This is a genomic window from Caulobacter sp. D5 (assembly GCF_003185805.1).
Taxonomy (GTDB): Bacteria; Pseudomonadota; Alphaproteobacteria; order Caulobacterales; family Caulobacteraceae; genus Caulobacter.
In genome coordinates, this window is sequence record NZ_QHJY01000212.1 from 1 (window position 1) to 22482 (window position 22482).

The following is a 22482-nucleotide window of genomic DNA, read 5'->3' on the forward strand; positions in this document are numbered from 1 at the left end:
GAGAGACCCCTCACCCGACCTGCTTCGCAGGCCACCCTCTCCCGCAAGGGGAGAGGGGTTTAGCGCTGCGCCTGCACCACCTTCACCGCCGGTGCGTTTTCCCAGCCGCCGCCGAGCGCCAGGAAGAGGTTGACCTGGTCGGCGGCCACGGCGGCGTCGGAGGCCGCGAGGGCGGCTTCGGCGCCGGCCAGGGTGCGTTGGGCGTCGAGGCCTTGCAGGTAGGGCGTGCGGCCGGCCTTGTAGAGGGTGGCGGCCTGGCGTTCGGCCTTATCGGCCTCGTCGCGGGCGGCGCGCAGGGCGGCGTTGCGGTCGAGTTCGTGGGCGTAGGCCGTCAGGCTGGTCTCGGTCTCGCGCAGGGCGTTCAGCACCACGCCGTCGAACTTCGCCAAGGCCCCGTCGGCGCCGGCCTCAGCGCCCCGGATGCGGGCGCGCTCGCCCTCGCCCGGCAGGGTCCAGGAGACCAGGCCTGAGAGGCTCCAGCGGTTGGCGGCGGGCTGGCCGAGATCGGCGAGCAGGCCCGTCGTGCCCGCGCCCAGGCCAAAGCTGATGTTCGGATAGAGCGCGCCGCGGGCGACGCCGATGCGGGCGGTCGCTCCAGCCAATGTGCGTTCGGCCTGGCGCACGTCGGGCCGGCGCTTGAGCAGCGCCGCCCCGTCGCCGACCGGCAGGGGTTGCGACAGCTTCGGCGGCGAGGCGCAGGCCTCTACGGCTTTCGGAAACTCGGCGGGCGGCTTGCCGGTCAGGACGGCCAGCTTGTAGAGCGCGGCCTTGCGATGGGCCTCGAAGGTCGGAATGGCGGCGCGCTGCAGCTCGACCTGGGCGCGGGCCCGGGTGGCGTCCAGCGCCGTGCCGCGGCCGGCGGCGATCAGGCGGTTGGTGACATCCAGGCTCTTCTGTTGGAGATCCAGGGTCTGCTCGGCCACATGGATCTCGTGGCCCGACGAACAGGCCTCGACATAGGCGCGGGCGACATCGGCGGCGACGCTGACGCGGGCCAGATCCAGCGCCGCCTGGCTGGCGTCTTCGTCGGCGTGGGCGGCCTCGGCGGCGCGCTTCAGCCGACCGACCAGATCGACCTGGTAGGAGACCTTGACCCCGGCGTCGGCCAGGTTCTCGACCGGCAGGGGCTCGGTCAGCAGGTACTGCTCGCCGGACTCACGGGCGTGCATGGCCGCAGCCGAGGCGCCGGCCGAGAAACCGCCGGCGTCGTCGGCCTCGCCGGCCACGGCGCGGGCGCGGGCCAGGTTGGCGGCGGCGACGCGCAGGTCGGTGTTGGCGCTCAGCGCCTCCTGCACGAGGCCGTTCAGCGTCTCGTCGTCATAGAGCTTCCACCAGCCGTCGGGGACCGGGTCCTGGCTGACAGCGGCGTTGCTCGCGCCCATGAACGCGCCTTGCGCGGCGGGTTCGTTGATCTTGGCGGCGTCGGGGCGCTTGTAGTCGGGGCCGACGGTCGTGCAGGCGGCCAGGACCAGCAGGGAGGCGGCCGCGCCGAGGGTGCGGAGCGTACTCATTGCTTCGCCCCCGTAGCCCGCGCGCCTTGGCCCAGCACCGCGACGGTGGCGGTGCGGCCGGCGATCAGGCGCAGGTCCTTCGGGGTCTCGTCCAGTGCGACCCGGACCGGAACGCGCTGGGCCAGGCGCACCCAGCTGAAGGTCGGGTTGACGTTGGGCAGCAGGCTGGCCCCGGCCGCGCGGTCGCGGTCCTCGATGCCTGCGGCGATCGACTGGATATGGCCGTGCAGCGGACGGTCCTCGCCCATGACCCGGACGTCGACCTTCTGGCCGACGTGCAGGCCCTTGAGCTTGGTCTCCTCGAAGTATCCCTCGACCCGGAACGAGCGGCTGTCGATCAGGGCCAGCACCGGCTTGCCGGCGGTGACGTAGTCGCCGGTGCGCAGGGTGAGGTCCGACAGGAAGCCGTCGGTGGGGGCCGTGACCAGGGTGCGTTTCAGGTTCAGCGCCGCCAGATCGCGGGCGGCCTGCGCCTGGGCCAGGGCGGCCTGGCCCTGCTCAACCTTGGCCAGGCTCTGCTCAGTGACCTCGCCGGCGACGAGGTCGCCCAGCAGGCGGTTGCGGGCCAGTTCGCGGCGGGCCTGGGCCAGTTGCGCCCTCTGGGCGGCGACGGCGGCGTCGGCCTGCCTCACCGCCAAGGCGTAGCGGTCGCGGTCGACATAGAACAGCGGCTGGCCGGCCTTGACGGTCTGGTCGTTGACCACCTGGACGTCGGTCACCAGGCCCGAGACGTCGGGAGCCACCTGGACGATGTCGGCGCGGACGCGGCCGTCGCGGGTCCAGGGATCTACCTGGTAGTGGTCCCAGAGGCGCTTGCCGCCGACGACGGCGACGGCGACGACGGCCAGGGTGACCGCGACGCGGCCGGCTTGGGGGAGGATGGTCTTGAGCTGGGGCATGGTTTTCTACGGACGGACGAGGGCCACGGCGGCGGCCCAGAGGATGACGAAAAGCGCGGTGTCGAAGAGCGCCGGGTGCCAGACGAGGCGGTAGGCGCCGGTCCAGGACAGCACGCGGCGCAGCACGAAGGTGGCGGCCAGGGCGGCCACGGCCGAGACGAGGACGGACGACAGGAAGACGCCGTCGATGTTGTATTCGCCGATCATGCGGCGGGCTCCGGATTGAAGGCGGGGGCGTCGGGGAAGAGGTTGCGGCGCAGGCCGACGAGGCCTGTGACGCCGCCGGGTACGAAGGCGGTCTGGCCCATGCGGGTCAGGGCCTGGTCGAGGCGGGCCAGCAGGTCGGCGTGCGGCGGCTGGCGGCGGCCGGCCGACAGGGCGGCGTAGTGATCGCCGATCCCGTCGAGCACGGCGTCGAGGGAGGCGCGGGCCGGGCCCGAGACTTCGCCCCGCGCGCCCTGGACGGCGACGAGGTTCATGCCCACCCGCAGGTCGCGCAGGACGTCGACGCCGACGAGGTCATGGCGCTCGCCGACCGCGGCGAGCTTGGGGGTCAGAAGGCCCAGGCGGTCGACCAGGGTGGCGGCGAAGGCGGCGGGCTCGGGGGCGTTGCGGGCGCGGGCCAGGCGGGCCAGGCCCTTCCAGGTGCGCGACAGCAGGCGGCGGGCGCCGGCGTCGATGCTCATCGAGCGCATGGCGGCGGTGACGAAGATCGCCGCGCCCAGGCCGACGAACTGGCCCAGATTGACGTTCAGGAAGCTGGCGAAGTCGGCGCTGAAGGTCTCCTGCAGAGCCATGGCGTTGCAGAAGCCCATCAGCACGGCGAGCGCCGCCCCCATGGTCTTGGGGTTGGGAATGAACAGGCCGATGAACAGCAGCGGCGGGGCCAGGGTCAGGACCAGCAGCGGGAAGCCGTCGATGGCCGGCAGCACGGCGAACATGTAGAGCGCCGACAGCGGCAGCGAGACCAGGGTGAAGATCCCGAAGCTGCGGATGGCCGGCACGGGGTCGTCCATGGCCGCGAAGAAGCAGCAGAACACCGCCGCCATGACCGGGGCCGTGGCGCCGTCGCTCCAGCCGGAGACGATCCAGATGGCGCAGGACAGCAGGACGGCGATGGCGGCCGCTGCTCCTGACAGGAGCGCCAGCGGGAAGTCGCTGTGCATGCGGCGGCGGCCAGCGGTGACGGTGACGGCGGCCAGGGCCGGCGACAGCGGGGCGTCGGGGTCCTCGAAACGAACCATCAGGGCGTGGCCCTCGGCCAGGGCCTGGACGGTTTCGGCCAGGCGCACCAGCAGGCTTTCGACCAGCAGGGCGTTCCAGTCGCCGCCGCGGCGCGTGGCGGCCTCGGCCCGCAGGTGGTCGATCAGCTCCAGGCCCGGGCCGCGCGTGGCGCCGGCCTCGATCCAGGCGACGACGGCGTCGAGCGCCTGGCGGGCGGCCGGGTCGCGGACGTCCTTGAGGGCCAGCATGCGGTCGGACAGGCCCGACAGCAGCGGGATGAGGATCAGCAGGCGCTCGTGCAGGGCCCGGACGACGCCGGTGGTCTCGCGCAGGCGCGAGGTGTCGAACGGCAGGTGGACGGCCAGCATCTGGATCTCGCTGGCGGCGGCGGCCAGGTGGCGGCGGTCGCGGGCGAAGGCCTGGGCGTCGGCGCCCTTCAGCACGTCGAGCGCCCAGCGGTCGGCCTCGCCCAGCCAGGCGGTCAGGCGGGCGCGCAGGACAGTCCCGACGGGACGCGGGAAGACGAGGCTGTGGACCAGGGTGGCGCAGACGATCCCTAAGCCGATCTCGACCACGCGCCAGACGGCCAGGTCGAAGATGGCGGACGGCTGGCTGACGGCCGGAAAGCCGATGATGGCGGCGGTGTAGCCGGCCAGCATCAGGACATAGCTGCGCGGCGTACGGTCCAGCAGCGACACGGCCAGACAGCCGCCGACCCACAGGGCCAGGGCCAGGCACAGCAGGACGGGCGCATTGACCAGGGCCGGGACCAGGGCGACGGCGGCGGCGCCGCCCAGCATGGTGCCGAGCACGCGGTAGAGCGCCTTGGAGCGCACGGCGCCGGCCAGGGGCTGGCTGACGATATAGGCCGTGGTCATGGCCCAGTACGGACGCGGCAGGCCGACGGCGAAGCCGATCCAGAGGGCGAGCATGGCGGCCGCGAAGCTGTTCACCGAGAACAGCAGCGTCCACCGATCGAACTTGGGCATGGCGGGGACTTAAGCCCCCTGCCCGTTGGCGGCTTCCAGCGCCGCCTCGAAGGCGGCGAAGGTGCGCAGGGTGGCGGAAAGATCCTCGTCGCTGACCCCGACCAGCAGGCGCGAGCGGACGGCCTGGACGGTGTCTTCGGCGATCACGGCCAGGGCCTGGCCGTCGGGGGTGAGGTGCAGGGTCTTGGCGCGGCCGTCGGCGGGATCGTCGCGGCGCTCGACGAGGCCTGCGGCGCACAGCTGGTCGAGCACGCGGACCAGGGACGGTCCCTCGACGCCCAGTTCCTCGGCCAGCACCCCCTGGCGCATGCCGCCGCCGGCGCGGGCGATGTGCAGCACAGGCAGCGCGCGGGCGTCGGACAGGCCGTGTTCGGCCAGGGCGCGGTTGACCTCGCGGCGATAGATGCGCGCCAGGCGCAGGATGGCGCCGGTGAAGGTGCGCTCGCTGAGGATTCGGACGTCGGTCATGGAACAATGCTCGAAGAACGATAGGTAGCTTGCTATCTATTTAGATAGCTTCCTATCGATGTTCGTGCAAGCGGGCGAATGACGAAAAACGGCCCCGCTCGAGGAGCGGGGCCGTTTCAAGTTGTCGCAGTGTTGAGGGAGGAGGAGACTTCCCCCTCCGGCCCTTCAGGCCACCTCCCCCTTCAGGGGGAGGATCTTGGCCTACTTCCCGGCCAGCGCGGCCTGGGCCGCCGCGAGACGGGCGATCGGCACGCGGTAGGGCGAGCAGGAGACGTAGTCGAGGCCGACCTTTTCGCAGAAAGCGATCGAGGCCGGGTCGCCGCCGTGCTCGCCGCAGATGCCGAGCTTGGCGTCCGGACGCACGGCCCGGCTGCGCTCGGCGGCGATGCGGATCAGGTCGCCGACGCCTTCCTGGTCGAGGCTGACGAAGGGGTCCTTTTCGAAGATGCCCTTGTCGATATAGGCGCCCAGGAACTTGCCGGCGTCGTCGCGGCTGATGCCGAACGTCGTCTGGGTCAGGTCGTTGGTGCCGAAGCTGAAGAACTCGGCGTTGGCGGCCAGGTCGCCGGCCCGCAGGGCGGCGCGCGGCAGCTCGATCATGGTGCCGACGGTGTACTTCAGGTCGACGCCCTGCTCGGCCAGCACCGCCTTGGCGACGCGGTCGGTCAGTTCGCGCAGGTACTTCATCTCCTCGCCCTTGGCGACGAGGGGGTGCATGATTTCCGGCACCGGGGCGGCCTTGCCCGACTTGGCGATCTCGCAGGCGGCCTCGACGATGGCCCGGACCTGCATCTCGTAGATCTCGGGATAGGAGACGCCCAGGCGGCAGCCGCGGTGGCCGAGCATGGGGTTGGTCTCGTGCAGCTCCTTGGCGCGGCGCAGCAGCTTGGCGGCGTCCAGACCCGTGGCCTGGGCCACGGCCTGCACGTCCTCTTCGGTGTGCGGCAGGAACTCGTGCAGCGGCGGGTCGAGCAGACGGATGGTGACCGGCAGGCCTTCCATGATCGTGAACAGCTCGACGAAGTCGGCCTTCTGGAAGGGCGCGATCTTGGCCAGGGCCGTGCGGCGACCGGCTTCGTCGTCGGCCAGGATCATCTCGCGCACCGCGGCGATGCGGGTGTCGTCGAAGAACATGTGCTCGGTGCGGCACAGGCCGATGCCTTCGGCGCCGAACTGGCGGGCGGTCTTGGCGTCGAGCGGCGTCTCGGCGTTGGCGCGCACCTTCAGGCGTCGGACCTGGTCGGCCCAGCCCATCAGGGTGGCGAAGTCGCCGGTCAGCTCGGGCTCGATCATCTTCGGCGCGCCGGCCAGGATCTCGCCGATGGAGCCGTCGATGGTGATGATCTCGCCGGCCTTGAACTCGCGGCCCTTGGCCCGGAACAGGCCTTCCTTGGCGAAGATCGACACGTCGCCGGCGCCCGAGACGCAGGGACGGCCCATGCCGCGCGCCACGACGGCGGCGTGGCTGGTCATGCCGCCGCGGGCGGTGATGATGCCGCGGGCGGCGTGCATGCCGTGGATGTCTTCCGGCGAGGTCTCTTCGCGCACCAGGATGACGGCTTCGCCGTTGGCGGCGGCCTTCTCGGCCTCGTCGCTGTCGAAGACGATCTTGCCGGTGGCCGCGCCGGGCGAGGCCGGCAGGCCGACGGTGACGACGTCGCGGTGGGCGGTCGGGTCGATGGTCGGGTGCAGCAGCTGGTCCAGCGAGGCCGGCTCGACGCGCGAAACGCCCTCTTCCTTGCTGATGACGCCTTCGGCGGCCATGTCGACGGCGATCTTCAGCGCAGCCTTGGCGGTGCGCTTGCCGTTGCGAGTCTGCAGCATGTAGAGCACGCCCTGCTCCACCGTGAACTCGATGTCCTGCATGTCGCGGTAGTGGCGTTCCAGCGTCTCGACCACGGTCTTGAACTGCTGGAAGACCTCCGGCATCGCCTCTTCCATCGACGGAGAGGTGTCGCCCATCTCTTCGCGAGCGGCCCTCGTCAGCGACTGCGGCGTGCGGATGCCGGCGACGACGTCCTCGCCCTGGGCGTTGATCAGGAACTCGCCGTACAGGCGGTTGTCGCCGTTCGACGGGTTGCGGGTGAAGGCCACGCCCGTTGCCGAGGTGTCGCCCATGTTGCCGAACACCATCGACTGGATGTTGACGGCCGTGCCCCAGCTTTCGGGGATGTCGTGCATGCGGCGATAGAACTTGGCGCGGTCGTTCATCCAGCTGGCGAACACGGCGCCGACGGCGCCCCACAGCTGCTCCTGGGCGTCCTGCGGGAACGGCTTGCCCAGCTCGTTCTGGACGGCGGCCTTGTAGTCCTTGATGACCGCGGCCCAGTCGTCGGCGGTGAGGCCGGTGTCGACGTGGACGTCCAGGCGGTCCTTATGGTCGTCGAGGATCTCCTCGAACATGTGGTGCTCCAGGTCGAGCACGACGTTCGAGTACATCTGGATGAAGCGGCGGTAGCTGTCGTAGGCGAAGCGGCGGTCGCCCGACAGCTTGGCCAGGCCCTCGACGGTCTCGTCGTTGAGGCCCAGGTTCAGCACGGTGTCCATCATGCCCGGCATCGAGGCGCGGGCGCCCGAGCGCACCGACACCAGGAGCGGGTTGGTCACGTCGCCGAAGCGCTTGCCGGTGATGGCTTCCACCTTGGCCAGGCCCGCGGCGACCTGCCCGGCCAGCTCGGCCGGGTACTGCTTGCCGTTGCTGTAATAGTGGACGCAGGCCTCGGTGGTGACCGTAAAGCCAGGCGGAACGGGCAGGCCCAGCGACGACATCTCAGCGAGATTCGCGCCCTTCCCTCCAAGGAGGTTCTTCATCGAAGCGTCGCCATCGGCGCCGCCTCCCCCGAACGAATAGACCCAAAGGGACTTCGTCAGCGTCTCAACCGGCATTTTGAATTCACCCTGCGATAAAGTGAAAAAAGGCCGCGCCCTCTATCGGGGTCGTCTCGCCCTGGAACATGACCGCGTTCTTGAATCCCGCAGTGCAATATCCGTGGCCTCCCTAGCATTTTGGCCAAGAACGCGTCCACCTGCGCTTTGCGTTCCCGCAGTTTTGCCAAGAATTCAGCAAATCATTGCTATGACAACGTTGTCTTGATCGCAGTTTGACGGCGCTCGCCATTTCAAAGGCACGAAACGTCGCCACACGGACAATCACGCCGCCTTTTCGGGACTGGCGGACGACCACCGCGCGTCGCCGATTTGGATTGTGATCGCACAGCGGGAGTCGCCGGGCGGACTCATGGGACGAGCGAGGGGGCGAGCGGAAGGCGAGCGCCCTGCCCGCTCAGCGCTTCTTGCCGAGCTCGGCGGCGATGTCCTTGGTCATCTTGCCGACCTTGCGGTGGGCGGCGGTCAGCTGGTCGCGGGTGACGCCCCAGCGCTTCATCCAATATTCGACGGCCTGGCGCTCGGAGAGGTCGAGGCGCTCCTTGTCGATGAAGCCACGCTTGTCCTTGAGACCGGCCATCAGCTGTTCCACGGCTTGGAGGAGCCGGCCGCGATACGGTTGGCCTGCTCACGTTGGAAGCGACCGCCGCGCGGCGGCTTGGGACGCGCGGCCAGCGCCGCCTGCTTGAGTCGCAGGGCGCGCTGGATCGGGGTCTCGCCCGGCGGGCCGTCGTCGTTGGAGTCGCTCATTTGGGGGAGCCTAGCACTCGAAAACGCTTACCCCGCCTCCTTAATCCGTAAAATCCCCGCGAAAGCGGGGACCCAGGTGTTTTATCGTGGGGCGCGGTGGATGGCAGAAAAAGCCTGGGTCCCCGCTTTCGCGGGGATTTTACGGAGATAAAGATCAGGCCAGACCTCAGCCCTCGATGATGTGCGGCACGAAGCGCGCGAGGTTCTTGGTGACCTGGCTGTCGTCCTCGCGGATGCCCATGCCCACGGGCTCGGCCCCGACGATCCAGGCGCCGACCACCGGATGCCTGCCCTCGAAGCTGGGCGGCGGGTGGAAGGCCTGGACGATCGCGCCCTCGGCTCCGTAGCCCTGGTCGAGCACCGGCTCGGCGCCGGCCCCGACGATCTCGACATTGGCCCCCTCGCGCGAGAACAGCGGCTTGCGCACATAGTTGGCGCCGAGATTGGCGGCGGCCGGGTCGCCCTCGAAATAGGCTTCCAGCAGGTTGGGATGGCCCTTGTGGCGCTCCCACAGCAGCGGAAGGATCGCCTTGTTGGACAGGATCGCCTTCCACGGCGGCTCCAGCCAGCGGACCTTGGCCGTGGTCAGGTTAGCCGCGTAGGGCTCGCGCAGCATGTCTTCCCAGGGATAGAGCTTGAACGCCGCCTGCAGCAGATAGCCGTCGGTGTCGACGAACTGCCCCTCCTCGTTCAGGCCGATGGCGTCCATGGCCACGAACTTGGGGTCCAGGCCCGCCTGGGACGCCAGGTCTTCGAGGAAGCGCACCGTCTGGCGGTCCTCGACGGCGTCGGCGTCGCTGGCGAAGTGCACGAAGCCGCCCTTGGGGAACAGCACGCCGAAGCGCTCGCGCATGGTCTCGAACAGGCTGTTGAACTGGTCGGTCCCGGCCGGCAGCGCGCCCTGCGCCAGCAGGTCCTCGAGCCACAGCCACTGGAAGGTGGCGGCCTCGAACAGGCTGGTGGGGGTGTCGGCGTTGTACTCGTAGAGCTTGGGCGGCGCGGAGCCGTCATAGCCGAAGTCGAACCGTCCGTAGAGGGACGGCTCCTTGGCGCGCCAGGAGGCGGCGACGAAGTCCCAGTGCTCGGGCGGGATCGCCAGCTTCGCAAGAAGCTCTTCGCTGGCGACGGCCTCGTCGACGAGATCGAGACACAGGTCATGAAGCTGCGCTGCGGCCGGCTCCAGATCCTCCTCGATCTCGCGCAGGGTGAAGGCGTACGCCGTCCCCTCGTCCCAATAGGCCTGTCCGCCGGTGTGGTGGTAGACGAAGCCGACGGCTTCGGCCTTCTCGCGCCAGTCTGGGCGCGGGGTCAGGGAAAGACGGCGCACGCGGGGTCCTTATTCGGTCTTCGAACCGTCGGCGGCCTTGTCCTCGATCTGCAGCGGAGCCGGCTGCGGCGCGAGGCGGGCCAGGATGTCGTCGGCCGACGACTGGCCGGGCAGGATGCCGGCGACGCGCAGCTTCTCGTCGAGATCCGCGCCGGTGCGGCGGTCTTCCAGTTCGCCGGCGGCCTTGATCTTCTCGCCGCGGACCATCTGGCGCTCCTTGATGCGCGCCAGGCTGTCGGCGGCCGAGCCGAGGGACGCGCCGGCGCCCGCGCCGCGGGCGGTGACGGCGGCCTGGGCGCGCTGCACCGACTCGTTGACCTTCACGACCTCGACTTCGCGCTTGAGCGTGTCGATGCGGCGGTCGGTGGCGGCGATGGCGGTGTGGAGCTGGTCCTCGGCCTCGCGCATGCCGGCGATCTGCGGCTCCTTCAGCGCGATGTCGCTTTCGAGGTCGGCGATGCGCTGGGCCACCTGGCGGGCCAGGTCCATGTCGCCCTTGGTGACGGCGGCGCGGGCCGAGTTCTCGTACTTGGCGACCTGCTCGCGCAGGCTCTTGACGTCGTTCTCCTGGATGCGCCGGCGGGCGACCAGGGTGGCCAGGTTGTCGCGGGCCTTGGCCTGGGCCGTATCGGCGTCGCGAATCTCCTGGTCGAGGATGCGGATGGCGTTGGCGTCGACGACGGCGGACGTGGCTTCGTGCGCGCCGGCGCGACCCAGGGTGAACAGCTTGCGCCAGATGGACATCGGAGGGCTCCGGGAAATTTCGGTTAGGGTCAGGCGGCGGTGGAGAACGAAGTACGCAGGTCCGAGGCGGCCTCGATGGCGTTTTCGGCGAGGGTGCGCAGCTCGATGACGATATCCTCGATCGAGGTCGTGGTCGAAAGCTCGCCGAACAGCTCGTAGTAGTCGCGGCCGCCGACGGCGCTGATGCCGAAGTTCGACAGCGGCACCAGCTTCTGGGCCTTCAGCAGGAATTCGTTGAAGGCGTGGCGGTCTTCCTGTTCGTCGACGGGCCACAGCAGGGCCGAGGCGGCGATCTGCTGGTCGCTGACGCTGACATAGATCTCGAGGTCGCCCTGCCAATGCATGGTGACCAGCAGGATCGGGTCGGAGCCTTCCAGCACCCGCACGCTCAGCTCGTCGGCGCCCACGCCGGGCGCTTCGTCCAGGGCCGCCTTCAGGGAGCGGACAGTCCAGGGCGTCTGACTCATCGGGTCGTCATCCTCTTCACGGGCCATCTTGGCCGTTTCATACAAGATGGGAGACCGAAGGCCAGTCGTCGAGAGCGAGCATGGCCCCTTTTACAGCGCAGGCTGGCGCCGTACATGAGGGAGCGTTCTTTCAGGGACCAGCCATGTTCAGTCGCTTATTCGGCCGCAAGGAGCCCGCTCCCGAGTCGGCCCTGCCCGCCATCCGCAACGTGACGCTGGGGCGGACCGTCTGGCTGGACCCTCTGGCCTGGAAGCGCTTCGGCGCCGACAGCAAATTCCCGCTCGACCACGACACGCTGGAAATCACCGCCCAGGGCCTGGTGGACCTGAAGGACGGCGGCTTCGTGCACCGGTTCTACACCGACGACCACGTGATGTTTCAGGCGGTCTCCGACGACCGCGAGGGTCAGCGCCTGACCGACGTCACCCTGTTCGTCCCCTGGGACAGCGCCTATCCGGGCAGCCGGGCCGATCGCGACGCCTGGGGCAAACGCCTGCGCGCCCGCACCTTCACGCCCGCCGGCCTGCCCGAGTACCACCGCTTCTGGTTCGGCGAGGAAGCCGAGAGCCAGGAGCCCGTGACCTTCTGGGAAGACCTGCACGACGACCGGGACGGGATTCCCGACCGGCGGATCTTCCAGACCTGCATGCTGTTCGCCCGCGACCTGCCGGGCGAGGGCCGCGAACTGCTGCTGGCCATCGAGATGGAGACCGAGGACCGCGAGGTCTCGTTCGAAACCATGATCGGCGTGCCGCTCGAAGTCGGCGAATTCCGCGCCTGAACCACGGTCCATAGGGGAAACTAGAGATGTTCGACGTCCAAGCCTTCGGCGAAAGCGCCCTGGCCTTCCTGGTGGCCTTCGTCGCCGCCGGCGTGTTCACGGTGATCTTCAAGATCGTCTACCAGGCGGTGACGCCCTACAACGAGGCCAAGCTGATCCGCGAGGGCAACGTCGCCGCGGCCATCGCCCTTGGCGGCGCCGTGGTCGGCTACGTGCTGCCGCTGGCTTCCGCGCTCAGCCACACCGTCAGCCTGCTGGAGTTCGCCGCCTGGGCCACCCTGGCCGCCGTCATCCAGATCGCCGCCTTCACCCTGGTGCGGTTCACGGTGCTCAAGGACCTGATCGACCGGATCGAGAAGGCCGAGGTCGCCGCCGGCGTCTATCTGGCTTCGATCTCGCTGGCCGTCGGCCTGCTGAACGCCGCCTGCATGACCTCGTGAGGCCGGACATGAACGCCCACTCCCCCGTCCCGTCCCGCCGCCGCAAGCGCTCCAGCGCCGTCGCGCTGACGGGCCTGATGGCCGGCTCGGCCTTCACCCTGGTCGCGTGCGACGATCCCGGCTCGGCCACCCAGTGGGGCGATCCCCCCGCGGCCGTCTCGGGCAAGAAGGTCGACGCCTCCAGCTTCGCCAATCTCGACGAGTGCAAGGCCTCGGGCGACTTCACGGCCGACCAGTGCCAGACGGCCTATGACGAGGCCCAGAAGGCCAGCGCCGAGAACGCGCCCAAGTTCTCCGACCAGCAGAGCTGCGAGGAGCGCTACGGCGTCGACCAGTGCGTGCCGCGCAGCCAGGCCAACGGCGGCGGCAGCTTCTTCACCCCGCTGCTGACCGGCTTCATCATCGGCCAGGCGCTGGAGAACATGGGCAACCGCGGTTATCGCGGCGCGCCGATGTACCGCGACCGCGACGGCACCTACTACAGCGGCTCGGGCTATCCGGTGTCGCGCGACTACCTGACCGGCCGCAGCCGGGTGCGCACCGACAGCTTCGACGCGCCGTCGCGCTACGAGGCGCCGACCCGCGTGCAGAGCCGCAGCAGCGTCATCTCGCGCGGCGGCTTCGGCGGCGGCTCGCGCGGCTTCGGCGGCTAGAGGGAACTAAAGGCGGGGCGTCTCGCGTTGGTCTATCGACGACCACGCGAGGCGACCGCATGACCGACAAGACCATCACGGGGGTTCCCCAGCCGCGCTGGTGGCAGCGCCACCCAACCCTGGCCTTCTGCGTCGTCTGGGGTCTGGGCCTGGGACTGTTCGCGACAGCCGTGGCGGTGGGACTTCAGGCCGCGGCCTGAACGCCCGCGCGCTCCATGGCGCGCACAGCCGACAGCAGGCGCGCCGGCGTCACCGGCTTCTCGAGCCACAGGTCGGGCTCGACCTTCAGCACCTGCGGATCGCTGGCCGAGACCATCAGCACCGGCGTTCCCCGCCCTTCGAGCGAACGGATCAGTTCGGCGCCGGTCATGCGCGGCATGGCGTTGTCGGTGATCAGCAGATCAGGCGCGAAGGCGTCGAAGGCTTCCAGCGCTTCCTGGCCGTCACGGCTCCACAGCACCTCGAACCCCGCCTCTTCCAGCAGGACCTCATAGACGCCGCCAAGCAGCATGTCGTCTTCGGCGATGAGGATCCGTCGCATGGCAGCCCGCCCGTCGAATTAAGTGAATTCGAATGTGTAAATAGGTCTTAACCATGCCTGCGCCCCCGGTGTCTGCGTGCGCAATCGTCGCATCGCCGAAAGTTGAGCAAGCTGAGCGAGAGCGCCGGGAATCACTTCATCCGCAGGCTTAGTCCGGCGACGACCAGTTCGACGGCGTCGGCGGCCGCAGCCAGGGCCTGATGCAGCCGGCCGGCCTCGTCGCGGAACCTGCGGGCCAAGGCGTTGTCGGGCACGACGCCCCAGCCGACCTCGTTGGAGACCAGCCAGAGTTCGCCGTCGAAGGCCGACGCCGCGGCGACCAGCGCTGCCGCTTCGGTCGAGAAATCTTTTTCCGCCAGCATGAGATTGGTCAACCAAAGGGTCAGGCAGTCGACCACCGCCACGCCGCCCGGCGGCAGGCCGCGCAAGGCGGAAACGAGATCGAAGGGCGCCTCCAGGGTGGTCCAGGCCTGGCCGCGATCGGCCTGGTGGCGGGCGATGCGCTCCTCCATCTCGGCGTCGAAGGCCTGGGCGGTGACGATCATCACCGGCGCGGCGCCGACCACGGCGGCCTTCGCCTCGGCCGCCCGTTGCGCGAAGGCGCTCTTACCCGAGCGCGCGCCGCCTAGGACCAGGGTCAGTGACAATGGGGAACTCCAGATTGACGGTGTGCGGCGCACCCTATAGTCCAGCCGGCGCGACAGGTTCCTCCCAAAGAGGATGAAAAGGGAACTCGGGTGTGAAACCCGGGCTGCCCCCGCAACTGTAAGCGGCGAGTTCGCGCGTCACACGCCACTGGGTCTGTTCCTCGGAAGAGAGCTGGGAAGGCGACGCGCAGCAACGATGACCCGCGAGCCAGGAGACCTGCCTGTCGCAGTCGTCCTTCGTCCGGCCGGGGTGCGCCGTACGATCGGGTCTTCCCGCATGGCGACGCTTCGGTCCGGGCGTGTTCGCGAGAACACGCTCCTTCTTGTCGCGCACGGAGGAATGACATGCGCCCTGTTTCCCTGCTGGCCCTCGCGGCCGCAGTTCCCGCCCTGGCCCTGCCGGCCTATGCTCTCGCCGATACCGCCTCGGCGGTCGACGAAGTGATCGTCACCGCCAGCCGCGCGCCCGAAAAGCAGTCTGAGACCGCGGTCGCCACCACGGTGATCGACGCCGCCAAGCTGGAAAGCGCCCAGGCGGTGATCATCTCGGACGTGCTGGCCCGCACGCCCGGCGTCACCGTCACCCGCAACGGCGGCGTCGGCACCACCACCCAGCTGCGCATCCGCGGCGCCGAAACCGACCAGACCGTCGTTCTGATCGACGGCGTCAAGCTGAACGACCCGTCCTCGACCGGCGGCGGCTACAACTTCGCCAACCTGCTGGCCGGCGACGTCAGCCGCATCGAGGTGCTGCGCGGCCCGCAGTCGACCCTGTGGGGCAGCCAGGCCATCGGCGGCGTGATCAACATGCTGACCAAGACCCCGACCGGCGACCTGGCCACCGACGTCACGGTCGAAGGCGGTTCACGCGACACCGCCTATGGCCGCGTCGGCGTGGGCGCCGGCGGCGACTGGGGCGGCTGGCGGTTGGCCGGCGGCTACTACACCACCGGCGGCGTCTCGGCCTTCGACAAGGCCTATGGCGGCAAGGAAAAGGACGGCTATCGCAACTACGGCCTGTCGGGCCGCGTCGACCTGAAGCTGACCGACTGGGCGACCCTGGACCTGCGCGCCTATTACGCCGACTCCAAGGCCGACGTGGACGGCTTCCCGGCCCCGGCCTACAGCTTCGCCGACACCAACGAGTACGCCAAGACCAAGGAAATCCTGACCTACAGCGGCGTGCGCATGTCGGGCTTCGACGGCGCCCTGGAGAGCCGGGTCGCCCTGGCCTACACCCAGACCGATCGTGACAACTTCGATCCGGACTCGAGCGTTCCCAAGACCTTCGACGCCAAGGGCACCAACGCCCGGCTCGAGTACCAGGGCACCTGGAAGATCAGCGAGACCCTGCGCGCGGTGTTCGGCGTCGAGAGCGAACGTTCGTGGTTCCGCACCGCCTCGCCGTCGACCTACGATCCCAACCCGACGCCCGACCGTCACGCGGCCAATCTCGACAGCGCCTACCTGCAACTGCAGGCCAAGCCGGTCGCGGGCCTGACCCTGACCGGCGGCCTGCGCCGCGACGACCACTCGGCCTTCGGCGACGCCACCACGGTGCAGGCCGGCGCGGCCTACACCCCCAACGCCGGCGCGACGGTGTTCCGGATCAACTACGGCGAAGGCTTCAAGGCCCCGTCGCTGTATCAGCTCTACAGCCCCTACGGGCTGACGACTCTGAAGCCGGAAGAAGCCGAGAGCTGGGACGTCGGCGTCGAACACAGCCTGCTGGACGGCCGCCTGCGCGGCGCGCTGACCTGGTTCACCCGCGACGTGACCAACCAGGTCGACTTCGACTCCCTGACCTACCTCTACGCCAACATCGCCAAGACCAAGACCGACGGCGTCGAGCTGGAAGCCAGCTTCAAGGCCACCGACCGCCTGACCTTCGGCGCCAACTACACGGACATGAAGGCGCAGAACCGTTCGGCCGGCTCGACCTACGGCAAGCGCCTGGCGCGCCGCGCCGACGAGACCGCCACGGTCGAGGCCGACTATGCCTGGGCCAACCGCCTGAAGACCGGCGTCAGCGTCCAGTACGTCGGCGACAGCTTCGACAACGCGACCAACACCCGCGTGCTGAAAGGCTACACCCTGGTCGACCTGCGGGCCTCCTACCCCGTGAAGGACGGCTTCGAGGTCTATGGCCGCGTCGAGAACCTGTTCGACGAGGACTATGAGACCATCTACCGCTACGGCTCGCTGGGCCGCGGCGCCTTCGTCGGCCTGCGGGCGAAGTTCTGATGAGCGGCTCGCCGTCGTCCCTTTCCGGACACGGCGGCCGCCTGGCGGCGGCGCGGGCGCGTTTTCCGGATGCGCCCGCGCCGTGGCTGGACCTGTCGACGGGGATCAATCCCCGCCCCTATCCGGTTCCGCCCCAGGCCTTCGAGGACTGGGGCCGCCTGCCCGATCCGGCCGACCTGGCGCGGCTGGAGGCCGTGGCCGCCCAGACCTTCGGTGTGGACGATCCCGCCCGGGTCGTCGCCGTGCCCGGCAGCGAGACGGCGATCCGCCTGCTGCCCAAGATCCTGCCCCGAGGCCGGGTCAGCCTGCCGGTCCCCACCTATTCCAGCCACCCGCTCGCCTGGCGGCGCGTCGGGTCCGAGGTCGTGGCCGACCCGGACGAGGCCGACCTCTGCGTGGTGGTGAACCCCAACAATCCCGACGGCCGCAGCCTGGCGCCCGAGGCGGTGCTGGCCCTGGGCCAGCGCGGCGCGGTGGTCGACGAGGCCTTCGTCGAGTGCGAGCCGTCGCTGTCGGTCGCCCCGTTCGCCGGCGCGCCGGACCATGAGCGGCTGATCGTGCTGCGCTCGTTCGGCAAGTTCTACGGCCTGGCCGGCCTGCGCCTGGGTTTCGTGATCGCCCGGCCCGCCCTCTCCCGCCGTCTGCGCGAGACGCTGGGCGAATGGCCCCTCTCCGCCCCCGCCCTGGCCGCTGGCCTGGCGGCCTATCCCGACGGCGCCTGGGCGAACGCGACGCGCGCCAGTCTGGCCGACGCCGCCGCGCGGCTGGACGCCCTGCTGGTGGGCGCCGGTTTCGAGGTGGTCGGGGGGACCAGCCTGTTCCGCCTGGCCCGCGCGGCCGACGCCTCCGTCCGCTTCGAGGCCCTGGCGCGCGCCGGGATCCTCACGCGGCCCTTCGATCACGACCCGAGCCTGCTACGCTTCGGCCTGCCCGGATTCGACGCCGACTGGGCGCGCCTGGCCGCCGCCTTGAAGACCCCGTGATGGGAGACCCCGCGATGAGCGACAACGCCAACGAGCAGCACGCCGAGGCCATGCGCGCCCTCAAGGCCGAGCGCGAAGAGCTGATGAAAACCAAGACCCTGGAGAAGGGTCTGCTGCTGGTGCACACCGGCGACGGCAAGGGCAAGTCCTCGGCCGGCTTCGGCATGGTCGCCCGCTCGCTGGGCTGGGGCATGCAGGTGGGCGTGGTGCAGTTCATCAAGGGCAAGTGGAAGACCGGCGAGCGTCTGTTCTTCAGCCGCTTTCCCGACCAGGTGCGCTACCGCGTCATGGGCGAGGGCTTCACCTGGGACACCCAGGACCGCGAGCGCGACGTCGCCGCGGCCAAGGCCGCCTGGGAGGAGAGCAAGGCGATGATCGCCGATCCGACGCTCGACTTCGTGCTGCTGGACGAGATCAACATCGCCCTGCGCTACGACTATCTCGACATCGACGAGGTGGTGGAAGTGCTGAAGGCCCGCCCGAACGACAAGCACGTCTGCCTGACCGGCCGCAACGCCAAGCCGCAGCTCCTGGAGATCGCCGACCTGGTCACCGAGATGACCCTGGTCAAGCATCCGTTCGAGCAGGGTTTCAAGGCCCAGCGCGGGGTGGAGTTTTGACGACGCTCAGCCGCCGCATGGCCCTGGGCGCCGGTCTGGTCGTGGGGCTGGGCGCCGCCGCGCCGAAGAAGCCGCGCCTCGTGTCGCTCAATCCCTGCCTGGACGGCGTGCTGGTCGAGGTCGCCGATCGCGACCAGATCGCGGCGCTCAGCCACTACGCCCGCGATCCGCAGCAATCGAGCATCGCGCAGCGGGCCAAGTCCTATCCGATGACCTACGAAAGCGCCGAGGAGGTGATCGCCCTGCGCCCCGACGTGGTGCTGAGCGCGGCCCATTCCTCGCCCGCCACCCGCGCGGCGCTGAAGCGGCTGGGCGTGCGGGCCGAGCTCTTCAAGGTGCCCAACAGCTGGGCCGAGAACCAGGAAGACATCCGCCGCATCGCCGCCGCCGCCGGTCACCCCGAGCGAGGTGAAGCTCTGATCGCCCGCATCGACCAGGCCCTGGCCGCCGCCGCCCCGCCGCCGGGATCCAGGCCGCTGGAAGCGCTGGTCTTCCAGCCCAACGGCTTCGCGGCCGGCGAAGGCACGCTGGTCGACGAGATGCTGACCCGCACGGGCTTCAAGAACGTCGCCAGCCGCTACGGCCTGAAGAAATGGGGCAACGTCTCGCTGGAGCGGCTGCTGGCCGATCCGCCGCAGGTGCTGCTGGCCGGACAGGCCCGCCCCGACGCCCCGACCTGGGCCGAGCGGATGCTCAACCACCCCGCCCTGGCCAAGGTGAGCCACCGCATGACCCGCGAGACCTTCCCCGAGCGGCTGCTCTATTGCGGCGGCCCGACCCTGATCCACACCGCCGCGACCCTGGCGGCCGCCCGCCGCAACGCCCTGAAGGCCCGAGCATGAGCCATAATCGCCGAACCTGGCTGCTGATCGCCGGCCTGCTGCTGGCCGTGGCGGTCCTCTTCGGGCTGTCGCTGATGAGCGGCCGCGTCTGGGCGCCGTGGAGCGCCTGGGTCGACCGGTCCGACCCGCGCTGGGCGATCATCTTCGAACTGCGCCTGCCGCGCACCGTGCTGGCCGTGGCCATCGGCGCGGCCCTGGGCATGTCGGGCGCGGCCATGCAGGGCTACACCCGCAATCCGCTGGCCGATCCGGGCGTGCTGGGCGTGTCGTCGATGGCGGCGCTGGGGGCGGTGATGAGCCTCTATCTGGGCCTGGCCTTCACCGCGACCTGGCTGCTGCCGGCCTGCGCGGTGCTGGGCGCGGCGATCGGCGTTGCTTTGATGCTGGCCCTGGCCGGCACCACCGGCGGCACGGTGACCTTCCTGCTGGCCGGCGTGATCCTCAACACCGTAGCCAGCGCTGGCGTGGCGCTGGCCCTGTCGCTGGCGCCGAACCCTTGGGCCGCGCAGGAGATCATCAGCTGGCTGCTGGGCTCCCTGGCCGACCGCAGCGTCGACGAGGTGCGCCTGGCCGTGCCGCTGATCGTGGCGGGCCTGGCCGTGCTGCTGACCCTGCCGCGCTCGCTGGACGCCCTGACCCTGGGCGAGACCGGCGCGGCGGCCCTGGGCGTCAACCTGTCGGCCGTGCGGGTGCTGCTGGCCGTCGGCGTCGGCGTGGCTTCCGGGGCGAGCGTGGCGGTGACCGGCCTGATCGGCTTCGTCGGCCTGATCGCCCCGCACCTGGTGCGACCGCTGGTCGGACACCGGCCGGGGGCGCTGCTCGTGCCGTCGGCCCTGGCCGGCTCGGCCCTGGTGCTGGCGGCCGACATCATGGTGCGCCTGACCCCGTCGGCGGCCGAGATGCGGCTGGGCGTGGCCACAGCCGCTGTCGGCGGGCCGTTCTTCCTGGCTCTCCTGATCACCATGCGCCGGAGGCTTGCATGACCGCAGCCACGCTTTCCGCCGAGAACCTTACCGTCGCCCTGGGCGGCCGCCCTGTGCTGCCGGGCGTCAGCGCGCAGTTCCGCCCCGGCGAGGTGACCGCCGTCGTCGGCCCCAACGGCGCGGGCAAGTCCACCCTGCTGGCCTGCCTGGCCGGTCTGCGCAAACCGGACGCCGGTAGCGTGATCCTGGGCGGCGCGCCGCTTGCCTCGCTGGCGCATCGCGAGCGGGCCCGCCGCATCGGCTTCCTGCCGCAGACGCCGGAGGTGGCCTGGGCCGTCGATGTCGAGACCCTGGTGGGCCTTGGCCGCACGCCGCACAGCGGCGCGCGCGGTCTCTCCGAAGCCGACCACCTGGCCGTGGCCAAGGCCCTGAAGCAGACCCACCTCGAAGACCTGGCCCTGCGCGAGGTCAAGAGCCTGTCGGGCGGCGAGCGCGGCCGGGCCCTGTTCGCCAGGGTGCTGGCCGGCGAGCCGTCGTGGCTGCTGGCCGACGAGCCGCTGGCGGGGCTGGATCCCGGCCACCAGCTGGACGCCGTGGACCTGATGCGCGACTTCGCCGCCAAGGACGGCCAGGGCGTGGTCATGACCCTTCACGATCTGGCCGTGGCCGCGCGCCTGGCCGACCGGGTGCTGGTGCTGGTGGACGGCAAGCTGATCGCCGACGGCCCGCCGCGCGAGGCCCTGACCCCGGATGTCCTGGCCAGGGCCTACGGAGTCACGGCAAGGGTGGTGGAGGGCCAGACCGGCCCGCTGATCGAACTGGTCGGACGCCATGGCTGAACCGCTGCTGCTCGCCCCTCCGCTGGCCCTCGTGATCGAGGCCCTGGTCGGCTATCCGGCGAGCCTGCACGCGGCCATCCCTCATCCGGTCACCTGGGTGGGCAAGGCCATCGACGCCCTGGAGCGGCGCTGGAACCGGCCGGAGACCTCGGAACTTCGGCGGCGGGAGCTGGGCGTCGTCACCGTGGCGCTGCTGATTCTCGGCGCGGTGCTGATCGGCGGCGCGCTGGAGTCGATGTTCGACAGCGGCCTGCTGGCGACCCTGGCGGTGGCGCTGCTGGCCACCCTGGGCCTGGCCCAACGCAGCCTGCACCAGCACGTGATGGCCGTGCTCGACCCGCTGGAGGCCGGCGACCTGCCCGCCGCCCGCCTCGCGGTCGGCCAGATCGTCGGTCGCGACGTCGAGGAGCTGGACCTGCACGGGATCACGGCGGCGGCGCTGGAGAGCCTGGCCGAGAGCTTCAACGACGGCGTGGTCGCGCCCGCCTCCTGGCTGACCCTGTTCGGCCTGCCAGGCCTGTTCGCCTACAAGGCGGTGAACACCGCCGACAGCCAGATCGGCCACATGGAGCCGCGCTGGCGCGCGTTCGGCTGGGCGGCGGCCCGGACCGACGACGTCGTGAACTTCGTCCCGGCGAGGCTGGCCGGCCTGCTGATCTGCCTCGGCGCCGGCTGGAAGGGCTGGGACGTCATGCGGCGCGACGCCCGCAAGCACGCCTCGCCCAACGCCGGCTGGCCGGAAGCCGCCATGGCCGGGGCGCTGGGCGTCAAGCTGGGCGGCGCGGCCCGCTATGACGGCGAGACGACGGAGCGCCCGAGTTTCGGCGACGGCCGCGCGCCGGACCTGACCGACCTTCGCCGGGGCCTGCGGATCTACCGCCGGTCCTGCGCCCTGCTGTGGCTGCTGGTCGCCCTGGCCTGCGCGGCCGGCTGGAGACTTGTGCAATGACCTTCACGCCCCCCGTCATCCCCGCCGTCGACCGCGCCCTGGAAGCCGAATTGCGCGCCAAGCTCGACGGCAAGGCCAAGCCGCCGGGGTCGCTGGACCGGATCGAGGATCTGGCCGTCCAGCTGGGCCTGATCGAGGGCGGCCTCTCGCCCCGCGCCGCCCGTACGGCCCTGCTGGTGTTCGCCGGCGACCATGGGCTCACCGAGGAAGGCGTCTCCAGCTATCCGCCCAGCGTCACCGTGGCGATGGTCGGCCTGTTCCTGAGCGGCCGCTCCAGCGTCAACGCCTTCGCCAAGGCCACGGGCGTGACGGTGAAGGTGGTGGACGCCGGCGTCGCCAACGAGCTGCCCTCCCATCCCGACCTGATCGACGCCAAGGTGCGCCTGGGCGCCCGCAACGCCGCCCGCGAGGCCGCCCTGACACCGGACGAGACGGCCCTGGCCCTGACGCGCGGGATCGAGATCGCCGGCCGCGCCCTGGAAGAGGCGGACGTGCTGGCCATCGGCGAGATGGGCATCGGCAACAGCTCGGCCGCGGCCCTGGTCATGCATCGCCTGGCGCCGGCCCCGCTGGAGGCCTGCGTCGGCCAGGGCACCGGTCACGACGAGGCAGGCTTCGCCAAGAAGACCGTCGCCATCGCCCGCGCCGCCGCCCGCAGCGACGCGACCGACGCCTTCGCCGTGCTGTCGCAGTTCGGCGGCTGCGAGATCGCCATGATGGCCGGCGCGGTGCTGGGCGCGGCCGCGCGGCGACG

Annotated in this window: 25 protein-coding genes and 1 riboswitch; of the genes, 12 read left to right on the plus strand and 13 right to left on the minus strand. The window is 70.4% G+C overall.

Going from position 1 to position 22482, the window contains the following annotated elements:
* Positions 1-59: 59 nt before the first annotated feature.
* From DMC18_RS14725 to DMC18_RS14770, 11 genes are all read right to left on the minus strand, one after another.
* Positions 60-1511, minus strand: coding sequence for an efflux transporter outer membrane subunit (locus tag DMC18_RS14725; RefSeq protein WP_110133044.1), 1452 nt, complete (start codon positions 1509-1511; stop codon positions 60-62).
* Positions 1508-2410, minus strand: a complete 903-nt coding sequence (locus DMC18_RS14730; RefSeq protein ID WP_110118574.1) for an efflux RND transporter periplasmic adaptor subunit — start codon at positions 2408-2410, stop codon at positions 1508-1510. The genes DMC18_RS14725 and DMC18_RS14730 overlap by 4 nt, the downstream gene beginning before the upstream one ends.
* Before the next feature lie 6 nt (positions 2411-2416).
* Entirely contained in the window at positions 2417-2617 is a 201-nt protein-coding gene (locus DMC18_RS14735) for a DUF1656 domain-containing protein (RefSeq protein WP_110118573.1), read from the minus strand.
* A complete protein-coding gene (locus tag DMC18_RS14740; protein ID WP_110133045.1) occupies positions 2614-4623 on the minus strand; it encodes an FUSC family protein in 2010 nt (669 codons plus the stop codon). The genes DMC18_RS14735 and DMC18_RS14740 overlap by 4 nt, the downstream gene beginning before the upstream one ends.
* A 9-nt stretch (positions 4624-4632) precedes the next feature.
* Positions 4633-5001, minus strand: a complete 369-nt coding sequence (locus DMC18_RS14745) for a MarR family winged helix-turn-helix transcriptional regulator (RefSeq protein ID WP_370444620.1) — start codon at positions 4999-5001, stop codon at positions 4633-4635.
* 291 nt (positions 5002-5292) lie between these two features.
* On the minus strand, positions 5293-7977 hold the full coding sequence (ppdK, locus tag DMC18_RS14750; RefSeq protein WP_110118571.1) for a pyruvate, phosphate dikinase: 2685 nt from the start codon (positions 7975-7977) through the stop codon (positions 5293-5295).
* Positions 7978-8374: 397 nt separating this feature from the next.
* Entirely contained in the window at positions 8375-8557 is a 183-nt protein-coding gene (locus DMC18_RS14755) for a DUF3606 domain-containing protein (RefSeq protein ID WP_110118570.1), read from the minus strand.
* On the minus strand, positions 8557-8727 hold the full coding sequence (locus DMC18_RS26595) for a hypothetical protein (RefSeq protein WP_198574898.1): 171 nt from the start codon (positions 8725-8727) through the stop codon (positions 8557-8559). The genes DMC18_RS14755 and DMC18_RS26595 overlap by 1 nt, the downstream gene beginning before the upstream one ends.
* Positions 8728-8893: 166 nt before the next feature.
* Positions 8894-10054 carry a glutathionylspermidine synthase family protein gene (locus DMC18_RS14760; RefSeq protein ID WP_110118569.1) on the minus strand — a complete coding sequence of 387 codons (1161 nt, stop codon included), beginning with the start codon at positions 10052-10054 and terminating at the stop codon, positions 8894-8896.
* Between the two features lie 9 nt (positions 10055-10063).
* Entirely contained in the window at positions 10064-10798 is a 735-nt protein-coding gene (locus DMC18_RS14765) for a PspA/IM30 family protein (RefSeq protein WP_110133046.1), read from the minus strand.
* A 29-nt stretch (positions 10799-10827) separates the two neighbouring features.
* A complete protein-coding gene (locus DMC18_RS14770; protein ID WP_110118568.1) occupies positions 10828-11265 on the minus strand; it encodes a YjfI family protein in 438 nt (145 codons plus the stop codon).
* Between the two features lie 143 nt (positions 11266-11408).
* Here DMC18_RS14770 and DMC18_RS14775 point away from each other — a divergent pair, with 143 nt between their 5' ends.
* Genes DMC18_RS14775 through DMC18_RS26065 form a run of 4 tightly spaced genes read left to right on the plus strand, consistent with a single transcriptional unit; the run spans position 11409 to position 13340 of the window.
* Positions 11409-12047, plus strand: coding sequence for a YjfK family protein (locus DMC18_RS14775; protein ID WP_110118567.1), 639 nt, complete (start codon positions 11409-11411; stop codon positions 12045-12047).
* Between the two features lie 26 nt (positions 12048-12073).
* A complete protein-coding gene (locus DMC18_RS14780) occupies positions 12074-12487 on the plus strand; it encodes a DUF350 domain-containing protein (protein ID WP_110118566.1) in 414 nt (137 codons plus the stop codon).
* 8 nt (positions 12488-12495) lie between these two features.
* A complete protein-coding gene (locus DMC18_RS14785) occupies positions 12496-13140 on the plus strand; it encodes a DUF1190 domain-containing protein (RefSeq protein ID WP_110118565.1) in 645 nt (214 codons plus the stop codon).
* Between the two features lie 59 nt (positions 13141-13199).
* Positions 13200-13340: a hypothetical protein gene (locus DMC18_RS26065; RefSeq protein WP_158285911.1), complete on the plus strand. Its 141-nt coding sequence runs from the start codon at positions 13200-13202 to the stop codon at positions 13338-13340.
* Here DMC18_RS26065 and DMC18_RS14790 read toward each other — a convergent pair.
* Together DMC18_RS14790 and cobU are read right to left on the minus strand one after the other, a co-directional pair.
* Positions 13325-13681 (minus strand): response regulator transcription factor, encoded by a 357-nt coding sequence (locus tag DMC18_RS14790; RefSeq protein WP_110118564.1) that lies wholly within the window; start codon positions 13679-13681, stop codon positions 13325-13327. The two genes, DMC18_RS26065 and DMC18_RS14790, sit on opposite strands and share 16 nt — an antisense overlap.
* A 131-nt stretch (positions 13682-13812) precedes the next feature.
* Positions 13813-14328, minus strand: coding sequence for a bifunctional adenosylcobinamide kinase/adenosylcobinamide-phosphate guanylyltransferase (cobU, locus tag DMC18_RS14795; RefSeq protein WP_110118563.1), 516 nt, complete (start codon positions 14326-14328; stop codon positions 13813-13815).
* Positions 14329-14366: 38 nt separating this feature from the next.
* Positions 14367-14568, plus strand: a riboswitch (cobalamin riboswitch).
* Between the two features lie 105 nt (positions 14569-14673).
* Here cobU and DMC18_RS14800 point away from each other — a divergent pair.
* The 8 genes from DMC18_RS14800 to DMC18_RS14835 form a co-directional block, all read left to right on the plus strand.
* On the plus strand, positions 14674-16572 hold the full coding sequence (locus DMC18_RS14800) for a TonB-dependent siderophore receptor (protein WP_110118562.1): 1899 nt from the start codon (positions 14674-14676) through the stop codon (positions 16570-16572).
* Positions 16572-17555 (plus strand): threonine-phosphate decarboxylase CobD, encoded by a 984-nt coding sequence (gene cobD, locus DMC18_RS14805; RefSeq protein WP_110133047.1) that lies wholly within the window; start codon positions 16572-16574, stop codon positions 17553-17555. Before DMC18_RS14800 ends, cobD begins: the two co-directional genes overlap by 1 nt.
* 14 nt (positions 17556-17569) lie before the next feature.
* The gene (gene cobO / locus DMC18_RS14810) at positions 17570-18175 is read left to right on the plus strand and encodes a cob(I)yrinic acid a,c-diamide adenosyltransferase (protein ID WP_110118560.1); all 606 of its coding nucleotides are present in this window, start codon (positions 17570-17572) and stop codon (positions 18173-18175) included.
* Entirely contained in the window at positions 18172-19017 is an 846-nt protein-coding gene (locus DMC18_RS14815) for an ABC transporter substrate-binding protein (RefSeq protein WP_233245178.1), read from the plus strand. The genes cobO and DMC18_RS14815 overlap by 4 nt, the downstream gene beginning before the upstream one ends.
* Positions 19014-20000, plus strand: a complete 987-nt coding sequence (locus DMC18_RS14820) for an iron ABC transporter permease (RefSeq protein ID WP_110133048.1) — start codon at positions 19014-19016, stop codon at positions 19998-20000. Before DMC18_RS14815 ends, DMC18_RS14820 begins: the two co-directional genes overlap by 4 nt.
* The gene (locus DMC18_RS14825) at positions 19997-20779 is read left to right on the plus strand and encodes an ABC transporter ATP-binding protein (RefSeq protein WP_110118557.1); all 783 of its coding nucleotides are present in this window, start codon (positions 19997-19999) and stop codon (positions 20777-20779) included. The genes DMC18_RS14820 and DMC18_RS14825 overlap by 4 nt, the downstream gene beginning before the upstream one ends.
* Positions 20772-21728 carry an adenosylcobinamide-phosphate synthase CbiB gene (gene cbiB / locus DMC18_RS14830; protein WP_110118556.1) on the plus strand — a complete coding sequence of 319 codons (957 nt, stop codon included), beginning with the start codon at positions 20772-20774 and terminating at the stop codon, positions 21726-21728. Before DMC18_RS14825 ends, cbiB begins: the two co-directional genes overlap by 8 nt.
* On the plus strand, positions 21725-22482 hold a 758-nt coding region (locus tag DMC18_RS14835), incomplete at its 3' end, for a nicotinate-nucleotide--dimethylbenzimidazole phosphoribosyltransferase (protein ID WP_110118555.1). The genes cbiB and DMC18_RS14835, both read left to right, overlap by 4 nt.

Bases quoted from the DNA above. Each gene is read 5' to 3' on its own strand.
- DMC18_RS14725 (WP_110133044.1), bottom strand. From the start codon at position 1,511: ATGAGTACGCTCCGCACCCTCGGCGCGGCCGCCTCCCTGCTGGTCCTG.
- DMC18_RS14730 (WP_110118574.1), bottom strand. From the start codon at position 2,410: ATGCCCCAGCTCAAGACCATCCTCCCCCAAGCCGGCCGCGTCGCGGTC.
- DMC18_RS14735 (WP_110118573.1), bottom strand. From the start codon at position 2,617: ATGATCGGCGAATACAACATCGACGGCGTCTTCCTGTCGTCCGTCCTC.
- DMC18_RS14740 (WP_110133045.1), bottom strand. From the start codon at position 4,623: ATGCCCAAGTTCGATCGGTGGACGCTGCTGTTCTCGGTGAACAGCTTC.
- ppdK (WP_110118571.1), bottom strand. From the start codon at position 7,977: ATGCCGGTTGAGACGCTGACGAAGTCCCTTTGGGTCTATTCGTTCGGG.
- DMC18_RS14755 (WP_110118570.1), bottom strand. From the start codon at position 8,557: ATGGCCGGTCTCAAGGACAAGCGTGGCTTCATCGACAAGGAGCGCCTC.
- DMC18_RS26595 (WP_198574898.1), bottom strand. From the start codon at position 8,727: ATGAGCGACTCCAACGACGACGGCCCGCCGGGCGAGACCCCGATCCAG.
- DMC18_RS14765 (WP_110133046.1), bottom strand. From the start codon at position 10,798: ATGTCCATCTGGCGCAAGCTGTTCACCCTGGGTCGCGCCGGCGCGCAC.
- DMC18_RS14770 (WP_110118568.1), bottom strand. From the start codon at position 11,265: ATGAGTCAGACGCCCTGGACTGTCCGCTCCCTGAAGGCGGCCCTGGAC.
- DMC18_RS14775 (WP_110118567.1), top strand. From the start codon at position 11,409: ATGTTCAGTCGCTTATTCGGCCGCAAGGAGCCCGCTCCCGAGTCGGCC.
- DMC18_RS14780 (WP_110118566.1), top strand. From the start codon at position 12,074: ATGTTCGACGTCCAAGCCTTCGGCGAAAGCGCCCTGGCCTTCCTGGTG.
- DMC18_RS14785 (WP_110118565.1), top strand. From the start codon at position 12,496: ATGAACGCCCACTCCCCCGTCCCGTCCCGCCGCCGCAAGCGCTCCAGC.
- DMC18_RS26065 (WP_158285911.1), top strand. From the start codon at position 13,200: ATGACCGACAAGACCATCACGGGGGTTCCCCAGCCGCGCTGGTGGCAG.
- DMC18_RS14790 (WP_110118564.1), bottom strand. From the start codon at position 13,681: ATGCGACGGATCCTCATCGCCGAAGACGACATGCTGCTTGGCGGCGTC.
- DMC18_RS14800 (WP_110118562.1), top strand. From the start codon at position 14,674: ATGCGCCCTGTTTCCCTGCTGGCCCTCGCGGCCGCAGTTCCCGCCCTG.
- cobD (WP_110133047.1), top strand. From the start codon at position 16,572: ATGAGCGGCTCGCCGTCGTCCCTTTCCGGACACGGCGGCCGCCTGGCG.
- cobO (WP_110118560.1), top strand. From the start codon at position 17,570: ATGAGCGACAACGCCAACGAGCAGCACGCCGAGGCCATGCGCGCCCTC.
- DMC18_RS14820 (WP_110133048.1), top strand. From the start codon at position 19,014: ATGAGCCATAATCGCCGAACCTGGCTGCTGATCGCCGGCCTGCTGCTG.
- DMC18_RS14825 (WP_110118557.1), top strand. From the start codon at position 19,997: ATGACCGCAGCCACGCTTTCCGCCGAGAACCTTACCGTCGCCCTGGGC.
- cbiB (WP_110118556.1), top strand. From the start codon at position 20,772: ATGGCTGAACCGCTGCTGCTCGCCCCTCCGCTGGCCCTCGTGATCGAG.